The organism is Nocardia carnea (assembly GCF_029868325.1).
Classification (GTDB): domain Bacteria; phylum Actinomycetota; class Actinomycetes; order Mycobacteriales; family Mycobacteriaceae; genus Nocardia; species Nocardia carnea_C.
Genome location: NZ_JARWNW010000151.1, coordinates 46,946 through 57,142 on the forward strand (window position 1 = coordinate 46,946; position 10,197 = coordinate 57,142).

Sequence of the window (10,197 nt, forward strand, 5' to 3'; positions counted from 1 at the left end):
GGATCCCGTGCGCACCGACGACGATTTCGTTGCCCACGTCGCCGACCGCCTGGCCGCCCTGCCGGGGGTTGTCGCCGTTTCGCTGGGCGGTTCCCGGGCCCAGGGCACCCACGGACCGGACAGCGACTGGGATTTCGCGCTCTACTACCGCGACAATTTCGACCCGGCCGCCCTACGAGCCGTCGGCTGGCCCGGCGAGGTCTCCGATATCGGGGCCTGGGGTGGGGTCTTCAACGGCGGCGCCTGGCTGACGATCGACGGCCGCGCCGTCGATGTGCACTACCGCGATCTCACGGTGATCGAGCACGAACTCGCCGAAGCCGAACAGGGCCGGTTCCGCTGGGAGCCGCTGGCGTTCCATCTGGCGGGCATTCCCAGTTACCTGGTGGTGGGCGAACTCGCCGTATCCCGGGTGTTACGGGGTGAGCTGCCGAAACCGGCGTTTCCGGAGGTGATGCGTACGGTGGCGCCGCCGATCTGGCGGCGGCAGGCCGATCTCGGCCTGCGCTACGCCCGCTCTGCGCATGCGCCGCACGGTCGCGTCACCGAAACCGCCGGCGCGCTGGCCACCGCGGCGATGCAGACGGCACATGCGATCTTGGCGGCCCGCGGCGAATGGGTGACCAACGAGAAACGCCTGCTCGAACGCGCGGGCCTGCGCGAGATGGACACGATCATCACTCGGTTGAGCCCGGACCCGGCGGTGCTGGCAGAGCAGATCGACACCGCACGGCAGATATTGGAAGCCGCCGGCGCGTAGGTCACGGTGCGGTCTCTCCAAGATCGAACATCACAGCTTCGGTACCAATGGTCTCCCGGCTTGGGCACAGCGGCGTGTCGCCCCTAGGCTCGCGGAGGACCGAGAACCCGGAGAAGGATGAAGATGAAGAAGATCGTCGTGACCGCCGCCGCGGTCGTCCTGCCCCTCGTTTTCGCGGGTCCGGCCGTTTCCGAACCCACCCCGATGGAGCCGGGCCCTCCCGCCGCAGTACTCGCCGAACCGGCCGCCAGCGGCCCTCTGGGCACAACCTTCCCGATTCGTACCGGTGGCGATATGACGGTGACGGTGCGTCCGTCCGAGGCCGAGGTCGCGCCACGTACCGAGGGCGGTTCGGTCCTCGTCTTCGATGTCGGCGCCGAACAGACCGCCGGTAAACCCTATTTCCTGCCGACCCTGGACCTGCGGCTGATCACCACGAACGGCGATATGGTCTATCCGCTCACGGGTGTCCCCGGCGAATATCCCGGCGGGTTCGTGGAACCGGGACAGCCGCGCAGCGGGCTGGTCGCCTTCGAGCTCACCGGTGGGCAGCAGCCCGAGGAAATCGTTTTCGCCACCAACGACGATTTCGTCCAGGGCGCCTGGACCCTCTGACGGTCTGTCACGACGAGGCATCGTCAAGATCGAGTACTACGCCTTCGGCAAGATCACGGTCAGCGGGTTCGGTCCCCGCCGGACCGGGCATACCCTCGCTGTAGGCCGGCGCGCACGCGTATGAGCGATCATGCGTGAGCGGATGGCCTTGCGGTATCAGCGTTTCCAGGTGTCGCGACGAGCCGGCCGGTTCGCGCGTCGGCCCGGAAATCAAGCAACCAGTGCCAGGTAGCGACCGAAACCGCCGAAGGATGCACCATGAGAAAGCTCATCGCCGCATTCGCCATCACCCTCCCCGCCTTGTCGGGAGCCCCGGCCGTGGCCGCTCCCGACCCCGTCGAACCACCACCACCGCAGGTAGAGGTCCGCGCCGAGCAGCCCACGGAAGCGGTGCCGCTGGGTACACCTGTCCAGGTCCAGAGCATGGGCCCTATGGCGATCACCGTGCGAGCAACCGACCAGACCATGCCGCCCCGGATGAACGACGCGAGGGTAGTCGTGTACGAGGTCGAGGTCGAAGCCCAGGCCGACATGGCCGCTATCGGCCCGTACGACCTGAACTTGGCCACCACCGGCGGCGAGAACCTCGGCACCCTCTCCGATATCCCGGGTGGGTTGCAGTTCGGGGTGCTGGATTCCGGCGAAATGCGGCGCGGACTGGTCGCCTTCGAACTACCCGACGGACAGGAACCCGTGGCAATAGTCTTCGCAACCGGTAACGGCTACATCCAGGGAACCTGGGCAGCGTAAGTCTGCGTCCCGCGTGGGCCGGCCGCCGCTGCAGGCCGGCCCGCGATCACTCCAATTCGCCCTCGGCCTCGAGGTAGACCTGACGCAACCGGTCCAACGTTTCGGCTTCCGGCTCGGCCCACATCTTCCGTTCGGCGGCCTCGAGCAGGCGTTCGGCGATACCGTGCAGCGCCCACGGATTGGACTGCTCCATGAACTTGCGGTTCGTTTCGTCGAAAACGTAGCTGTCGGCGAGCTTCTCGTACATCCAGTCGGCGACCACGTCGGTGGTGGCGTCGTAACCGAACAGATAGTCCACCGTGGCCGCCATCTCGAACGCGCCCTTGTAACCGTGGCGGCGCATGGCCTCGAGCCAGCGGGGGTTCACCACGCGGGCACGGAACACCCGGGTCGTTTCCTCCGACAGGGTGCGGGTGCGCACCGAATCCGGACGGGTGCTGTCGCCGATATAGGCCTCGGGGTTCTTCCCGGTCAGCGCCCGTACCGTCGCGACCATTCCGCCGTGGTACTGGAAATAGTCGTCGGAATCGGCGATATCGTGCTCGCGGGTATCGGTGTTCTTCGCGGCCACCGTGATCCGCCGGTAGGCGGTGCGCATATCATCGGCCGCGGGGGCACCGTCGAGGTCGCGGCCGTAGGCGTAGCCGCCCCAGGTGGTGTAGACCTGCGCGAGATCGTCGTCGGTACGCCAGCTCTTGGAATCGATGAGCTGCAGCAGGCCCGCGCCGTAGGTGCCCGGTTTCGAACCGAAGATCCGGGTGGTGGCGCGGCGTTCGTCACCGTGCCCGGCCAGGTCCGAGAGCATATGGGCGCGCACATAGTTCGATTCCGCGGGTTCGTCGAGCGCGGCGACCAGGCGGACGGCGTCGTCGAGCAGGGCCAGCACATGTGGGAAGGCGTCGCGGAAGAAGCCGCTGATCCGCACGGTGACGTCGATCCGCGGCCGCCCCAGTTCCGCGAGGCCGACGACCTCGAGCGAGGTGACGCGGCGGCTCGCCTCGTCCCAGACCGGGCGCACCCCGAGCAGTGCCAGGACCTCGGCGATATCGTCGCCGGAGGTACGCATCGCCGAGGTGCCCCAGACCGAAAGCCCCACCGAACGCGGGTATTCGCCGTGATCGGCCAAGTAGCGCTCCAGCAGTGAATCCGCCATCGCCCGCCCGGTTTCCCACGCCAGCCGCGACGGCACCGCCTTCGGGTCCACCGAATAGAAGTTCCGGCCGGTGGGCAGGACATTGATCAGCCCGCGCAGCGGCGAACCGCTGGGGCCGGCGGGAATGAAACCACCGTTGAGCGCGTGCAGGACACGGTCGATCTCGACCTCGGTCCCGCGCAGCCGTGGCACGACTTCCGTCGCGGCGAACCGCAGCACGGAAGCGACAGCCTCCCGATCGCCACCGGCTTCACCGAAAAGGTCACCGGAGAACCGTTCGACGAGTTCGTCCACGGCCCCGGGTGACCATTGCGCGGCCTGCAGAGCCACCAGTAGTTCCCGGGCCCGCGATTCCACGGCATCGACCCGTTCCCGGGCTTCGTCGCCGGATTCGCTGAGCCCCAGCGCTTCCCGCAGCCCGGGCACCGACATCTCGCCGCCCCACAGCTGCCGGGCGCGCAACATGGCGAGCACCAGATCGACCTCGCTCGCCCCGGCCGGCGCGCGGCCCAGGATATGCAGGCCGTCACGGATCTGCACATCCTTGATCTCACACAGCCAGCCGTCGACGTGCAGCAGCATATCGTCGAAGACCTCTTCGTCCGGACGTTCGGCCAGCCCCAGATCGTGGTCCATTTTCGCGGCCCGCATCAGGGTCCAGATCTGCTGCCGGATGGCGGGCAGTTTCGCCGGGTCGAGCGCGGAGATATTGGCATGCTCGTCGAGCAGTTGTTCGAGCCGGGCGATATCGCCGTAGCTCTCCGCCCGCGCCATCGGCGGAATCAGATGGTCCACCAGAGTGGCATGCGCACGGCGCTTGGCCTGCGTGCCCTCCCCCGGATCGTTCACCAGGAACGGGTAGATCAGCGGCAGATCACCGAGCGCGGCGTCGGTGCCGCACGCGGCCGACATCCCCAGCGTTTTACCCGGTAGCCATTCCAGGTTGCCGTGTTTACCGATATGCACCATCGCGTCGGCACCGAAACCGCCCGAGGCGATATCGGTGGACAACCAGCGGTAGGCGGCGAGGTAGTGGTGGCTGGGCGGGAGGTCGGGGTCGTGGTAGATGGCCACCGGGTTCTCCCCGAACCCGCGCGGCGGCTGCACCATCAGCACGATATTGCCGAACCGCAGGGCCGCGATGACGATTTCGCCGCGCGGGTCGGCGGAGGTGTCCACATAGAGTTCGCCCGGCGGCGGCCCCCACGCCTCCACCACGGCCTCGCGCAGTTCGGCGGGCAAGGTCTCGAACCACGCGGTGTACACCTGCGCGCCGATCCGGATGGGGTTGCCCTCCAACTGTTCGGCGGTGAGCCAGTCGGGGTCCTGGCCACCGGCGGCGATCAGGGCATGCATGAGCGCATCGCCGTCGCCCTCTTCCAGGCCGGGCACCGCACCGGCCGCGCCGAGATCATATCCGGCCGCGCGGAGCTCACCCAGCAGGGCGATGGCGCTGGCCGGAGTGTCCAGGCCGACGGCGTTGCCGATCCGGGCGTGTTTCGTCGGGTAGGCGGAGAGCATGAGCGCCAGCCGTTTCCGTTCGGCCGGGATGTGCCGCAGCCGGGCGTGCCGGACCGCGATCCCCGCGACCCGTGCGGCACGTTCCGGATCGGGTACGTAGGTGGACAATCCGTCGGCGTCGAACTCCTTGAAGGAGAACGGGACGGTGATGATGCGTCCGTCGAATTCCGGCACCGCGACCTGCGTCGCGACATCCAGCGGGGACAGGCCGTCGTCGTTGGCTTCCCATTGGGCGCGGCCGCCGGTCAGGCACAGACCTTGCAGGATCGGTACATCCAGTTCGGCGAGCGCACCGATATCCCAGGCTTCATCGTCGCCACCCGCCGAGGCAGTGGCCGGTTTGGTGCCGCCCGCCGCCAGCACCGTGACCACCAGCGCGTCGGCCTGCCGGAGGGTGTCGAGAAGTTCCGGTTCCGCGGTGCGCAGCGAGGCACAGTAGAGCGGCAGCGGTACCGCGCCGGCGTCCTCGATCGCGGTGCACAGGGCATCGATATAGCCGGTGTTCCCCGCCAGATGCTGGGCGCGGTAATAGACGACGCCGACCGTCGGTTTTCCCGCCACCGGCTCCGGATCCCGCGCGTCGCGTTCGAGCCGGCCCCAGCTGGGCAGCTGTACCGGCGGTTCGAATCCGTGCCCGGTGAGCAGGACGGTGTCGGACAGGAAGTTGTGCAACTGCCGCAGGTTCTGCGGGCCGCCGGCCGCCAGATAGTTGTGGGCATCGGAGGCCACCCCCACCGGGACGGTGGAGCATTCCATGAGTTCGGCGTCGGGCGCCATCTCCCCGCCCAGGGCCACGACGGGAAGTCCGCTGTCGCGCAGTGCGGCCAGTCCGTCCTCCCAGGCTCGTTTGCCGCCGAGAATGCGCACGATCACCAGTTCCACGCCGTCGAGGAGGCCGGGCAGATCGTCCACCAGCAGGCGGGCCGGATTTCCCCACCGGTAGTCGGCGCCGCTCGCGCGTGCGCTGAGCAGATCGGTGTCGGAGGTGGACAGCAGCAGAATCACAAGGGTGACCTTCCTGGGGTGACGCGCCCGTCGGGGTTCGGTGTGCTCGCCGGAGAGGGTCTGGCTGTGTCAGTGGCGCGACCGCACCGGAGTTCCACCGGTTTCCTCGTCACCCGTCGAGCGCTCGCATGGTATCGCGACGGCCGGCTCGGCCCGTCGGCACACCGGAGAGGGGGAGCTCATCGTCGAGCCGGGTGCCGGCGGCAGTTCCCGGAACTCGGTAGCCCAGACAGCCGATGACTGAGTTGCCAAAAGATAGCTGATAAGCGGGCAGCGAATTTAGAGGAATTCGTTGCGGGAAAATTGGACGCTTGCTATGTTGCCTGGGTCACCATCGGCCGCACCGGCCGTGACCGCCCTCACGGCGTGCAGTCCACGACGGAGAGGGCGCTTCAACCCTCCGAAGGAGATTCACCATGGGTTCGTTGAGCGATATGCTCACGGCACTGATTCCGGCTCTCGGATCGGCCGTGGCGGGCGACGGTCTCTTCGAAGTGTTCCTGGGTTCACTCGAAGCCATCATCGCATAATTCGCGATTGAGCAAACCATTCATTCATCGGAATTCCGGCCGGAATTCCGCACTCCAGTGATACAAGGAGAAACACGTGGGATCCCTCTTTGAAATTCTGGGCATGGGCACCGCCAGCGCCGGCGGGCTCGGCACCAACCTGGTGAACGCCCTGATCACCCTGAGCGGTGGCACGCCCGCCCCCGGCAAGTAGATCCGGGATCAGACGAGGGGTCCATCCGATACCACGGATGGACCCCTCCGCCATGAGCCATGGCTTACCCCTTGTATTCCGAGCCGGCAGGCGCGTTCCGCGGTCGGGGCCGAGCCGGACAATACCCCTGAGGCGCATATGACTTCACTCCTGCGGGGCCCTCGGCGGGCGCTTGTTCTGCTCACGTCGGCCGCCCTCCTCACACTCGGCACCGTGGCGACCACGACCGCCGATCCCGGCGCGTCCATCGTCTCCCGCACCCCCGGCACCGGGCGTTCGCTCGATATCACGGTGCACTCCCCGTCCATGCAGCGCGATATCGCCCTGCAGGTGCTTCGCCCGGCCGATACCCGGACGCCCGCGCCCACCCTCTATCTGCTCAACGGTGCAGGTGGCGGCGAGGACGCCGCAAGCTGGTCCGCACAAACCGATGTGGCCGGCTTCTTCGCGGACAAGCATGTGAATGTCGTGATTCCGCTGGAAGGCGCGTTCAGTTATTACACCGACTGGCAGCAGCCCGATAGCGGGCTGGCGGAAAAGCTCGGGAACAACGGCCGCAATATGTGGGCGACCTTCCTCACCGAGGAGCTGCCACCGGTTGTCGACGCCGCATTCGGCACCACCGGCGCCAATGCCATAGCCGGTATCTCCATGGCCGCTACCTCGGTTCTCGACCTCACCATCCGCGCCCCCGAGCTGTATCGCGCCGCGGCCGCTTACAGTGGCTGCGCGATGACCAGCGATCCGCTGGGGCAGGCCTTCGTCACGCTGGTCGTCAGCCTCGGCGGCGCCGATTCCGAGAACATGTGGGGCCCGGTCGGTGGTCCGGGCTGGCAGGAACACGATCCCTACCTGCAGGCGCACCGGCTCCCCGATATCCCGATGTACATCTCCAGCGGCAGCGGATTACCCGGCCGCCATGACACGGCGACGAGCCCGCGGCTGCACGGGGACCAGAAGATGCTGTGGAACCAGCTGCTGGTCGGCGGCGGGATCGAGGCCGCGGCCGACTACTGCACCCGCGCACTCCAGCAGCGCACGCACGAGCTGGGCCGCACCGATATCGTCTTCGACCTGCGACCGTCCGGCACTCATTCCTGGGGGTACTGGGAGGACGACCTGCATCGTTCCTGGCCACTGCTGGGCGCGGCGCTGGGTGCCTGATTCCGGATCGGCGGGGGCACCATCCGGAAGCGGCATCCCTCCTCAGTCGAGGGCGTCGACCAGGTCGCGGAACGATTGCACCAGCAGTTCCCGGTAACGCTCGGGGTCGGGCATCATCGCCGAATCCACGTGGAAGGTGATCACCAGTTCGTCGCCCTGCGAGGAGACGAGATGGCGCAGGCCGTCGCCGTCCAGCACCGGCAGCACCCCGAACGCGCGGAGCAGCGGTGCACCACGGAAGGTCAAACCGTCGCCGGTCGGCGGAACGTTGCTGATCGTGGTGTTGCTCAGCGGAATCGCCTCTGCTCCGGCGAACGATCGCTGGGCGCGGGCCCAGCCGGCCAGCCGCAACAACCAGGCCGGCGAGGTCTCCACCCGCGCGGCATACCGCAGAACCGCCGGATCGATGTTGCGGCGACGTTCCCGGCGCACCGATTCCCGGATCGCCGCAAGTCTCGCCGCCGGGTCCGGGACGCCGGTGTGCAGATCGACGGCCATCTGACTGAGTCGGTTCGCCGAATCCCATTCCGCGATACCGCGCATCGAGATCGGCACCATGGCGGCCAGCGAATCCGGCGGAGTCTCCTGCTTCTCGCCGAGGTAGGCGGCCAGCGCTCCGGACACGACGGTCAACATCACATCGTTGACCGTCGTACGCTCCGTACAGCGGGCACAGGCGGCTTTGACCTCGGACAACGCCAGCGTCACCTGATCGACCGTACGGCCGGGACCGGCCGCGCGATTGAACCGGGTGGCGGGCCGGGTGGGCAGCGGTTCGTCCAGCAGCCCGGCCGCGGCCCGGGCACGTACCTCCGTCCGGGCCGCGGCGGCGCGACGCAGGCCGGCCGCGAAACAGCCCAGGCGGTAGGGGAACAGTAGTGCGGCACGTATCCCCACGACCGCCGGCCGCCAGGGCGCGCTGCCCGGCACGGCCGGGGACGTCCGTCCACTGAACAGTTGCGCTTCCAGCTCCCGGGTCGCCACCCCGTCACCGGCGCTGTGGTGGAACTTCAGCACGAGGATCGTCGCCGGCCCGGGCGCGCCCGGTACCCCGTGGACTCGATCGAAGAAATGGAACTGCCACGGCGGACGGTCGAGATCCACTCGTGCGACGGTTATTTCACCGAGCCGGGCACGGACCGTATCCCAGTCCGCACCGGCCGGTTCGACATGCACATGTTCGGCGATATCGACGGCCGGATCGGGAACCCAATAGGGCAGGTCCAGGTCGAACGGCACCCGGCGCAGCCTGCGCCGGAACAGCGGCGCGAGCCCTGCCCGCTCCTGTGCCCAGCGCACTGCCGCGGCGGTATCGAGCAATTCCGCACCGCGGCTATCGAATACGTAGGCCGCGACGATGGTGGAGGGATGCCGGTCGGTTTCGTCGTAATAGAAGACGGCATCCCGCGGCGCCAGCTGTTCCGTGATCGCTGAGGTTTTCGTCGTGCTCGCGCCGACCGCGCTGTCGATTCCTGCGCTCATACCCGTTCCTACGGACCGATTTCGTGGTGAAAAGAATGCCTGCGGAAAAGCGGGCAGACCGATCGACACTATCGCGATTCCGCCTGGAGTGAGGCCGAACAGAAATATTGTGGAGCAGCAAGATTTCATAGCAGGGAAACGGTGGGCAACACCCACCACCGCACAGGTCGGAATTCCCGCGGGAATCCCCTTTTCCTATCCCGGTTTCAGGACCGAACGGGACCGGATCAATCCCCCCGCGGACCCGCCTCCGCCTCGACCACACGCTTCCCGCACCTCCCCGGAAGCAGTCGGCCCACACGCGGACCGGCCTCACCGCGGACCGGTGCCGCGGGAGCCGGCGAGTGTCCGGGACACTGCGTCGGACACCGATCGGATAGTTGCCGAATATTAGCTGCTATTCGGACGTTTGCGCGTCTCAACTCCACTGGAGCCGAACTGTCCGGCAGCTCACCGAAGAAGACGGCCGGGCAGTGGCGGTTCCCCCCGGACACCCCGTACCGACCTCGTATCCTGGTCCGGATATGTCACGTACCACCGCCGACTCCTGCCCCGGCGTCCTCCGGCTGCACGAGGCCGCCGACGGACCGCTCGCGCGGATCCGCGTACCCGGCGGCCACCTGACACCCGCGCAGGTTCAGACGCTGGCGGAGGCGGCGAACCGGCTCGGCGACGGAAGTATCGAACTGACCTCCCGGGGCAACGTGCAGCTCCGGCAGATAGGCGACGCCGGCACGCTCGCGCACCTCCTGGACAGCGCAGGACTGCTGCCGAGCCGGACCCATGAGCGGGTCCGCAATATCATCGCCTCCCCGCTGTCCGGGCGTATCGGCCCGCACCCCGACATCCGGCCGCTGGTGAGTGCGCTCGATGCCCGTCTGCTCGCCGCCCCGCGATTGGCCGGCCTCCCCGGCCGAGTGCTGTTCACGGTGGACGACGGCCGCGGCGATGTGAGCAGCCTGCGGCCCGATATCGGGATACACGGTCTCGGCGACGATCGTTTCGCACTGGTGCTCGCCGGCCG

The 10,197-nt window shown here is 67.8% G+C and carries 6 protein-coding genes and 1 pseudogene; 5 read left to right on the top strand and 2 right to left on the bottom strand.

All coding sequences use genetic code 11. The annotated features are described in order from the left end of the window. Positions 1 to 7: 7 nt before the first annotated feature. The 3 genes from QH196_RS11145 (at position 8) to QH196_RS11155 (ending at position 2,125) form a co-directional block, all read left to right on the top strand. On the top strand, positions 8 to 760 hold the full coding sequence (locus tag QH196_RS11145) for a nucleotidyltransferase domain-containing protein (RefSeq protein ID WP_280415687.1): 753 nt from the start codon (positions 8 to 10) through the stop codon (positions 758 to 760). Between the two features lie 123 nt (positions 761 to 883). Then, positions 884 to 1,375 (top strand): hypothetical protein, encoded by a 492-nt coding sequence (locus QH196_RS11150; RefSeq protein ID WP_280415688.1) that lies wholly within the window; start codon positions 884 to 886, stop codon positions 1,373 to 1,375. 258 nt (positions 1,376 to 1,633) lie between these two features. Then, the gene (locus QH196_RS11155; protein ID WP_280415689.1) at positions 1,634 to 2,125 is read left to right on the top strand and encodes a hypothetical protein; all 492 of its coding nucleotides are present in this window, start codon (positions 1,634 to 1,636) and stop codon (positions 2,123 to 2,125) included. 46 nt (positions 2,126 to 2,171) lie between these two features. On the opposite strand, the gene cobN is transcribed toward QH196_RS11155, so the two are convergent. After that, positions 2,172 to 5,804: a cobaltochelatase subunit CobN gene (cobN, locus tag QH196_RS11160; protein ID WP_280415690.1), complete on the bottom strand. Its 3,633-nt coding sequence runs from the start codon at positions 5,802 to 5,804 to the stop codon at positions 2,172 to 2,174. Between the two features lie 861 nt (positions 5,805 to 6,665). On the opposite strand from cobN, the gene QH196_RS11165 reads away from it, so the two are divergent. Next, the gene (locus tag QH196_RS11165; RefSeq protein ID WP_280415691.1) at positions 6,666 to 7,691 is read left to right on the top strand and encodes an alpha/beta hydrolase; all 1,026 of its coding nucleotides are present in this window, start codon (positions 6,666 to 6,668) and stop codon (positions 7,689 to 7,691) included. Positions 7,692 to 7,733: 42 nt separating this feature from the next. Here QH196_RS11165 and QH196_RS11170 read toward each other — a convergent pair whose 3' ends face one another. Next, positions 7,734 to 9,173 carry a wax ester/triacylglycerol synthase family O-acyltransferase gene (locus tag QH196_RS11170; protein ID WP_280415692.1) on the bottom strand — a complete coding sequence of 480 codons (1,440 nt, stop codon included), beginning with the start codon at positions 9,171 to 9,173 and terminating at the stop codon, positions 7,734 to 7,736. A gap of 524 nt (positions 9,174 to 9,697) precedes the next feature. On the opposite strand from QH196_RS11170, the pseudogene QH196_RS11175 reads away from it, so the two are divergent. Beyond that, positions 9,698 to 10,197: pseudogene (locus tag QH196_RS11175) on the top strand (precorrin-3B synthase); the annotation flags it as partial.

What these genes read in the sequence shown, in the direction of transcription:
- QH196_RS11150 (WP_280415688.1), top strand. Translation starts at nt 884, where the DNA reads ATGAAGAAGATCGTCGTGACCGCCGCCGCGGTCGTCCTGCCCCTCGTT.
- QH196_RS11155 (WP_280415689.1), top strand. Translation starts at nt 1,634, where the DNA reads ATGAGAAAGCTCATCGCCGCATTCGCCATCACCCTCCCCGCCTTGTCG.
- QH196_RS11165 (WP_280415691.1), top strand. Translation starts at nt 6,666, where the DNA reads ATGACTTCACTCCTGCGGGGCCCTCGGCGGGCGCTTGTTCTGCTCACG.
- QH196_RS11170 (WP_280415692.1), bottom strand. Translation starts at nt 9,173, where the DNA reads ATGAGCGCAGGAATCGACAGCGCGGTCGGCGCGAGCACGACGAAAACC.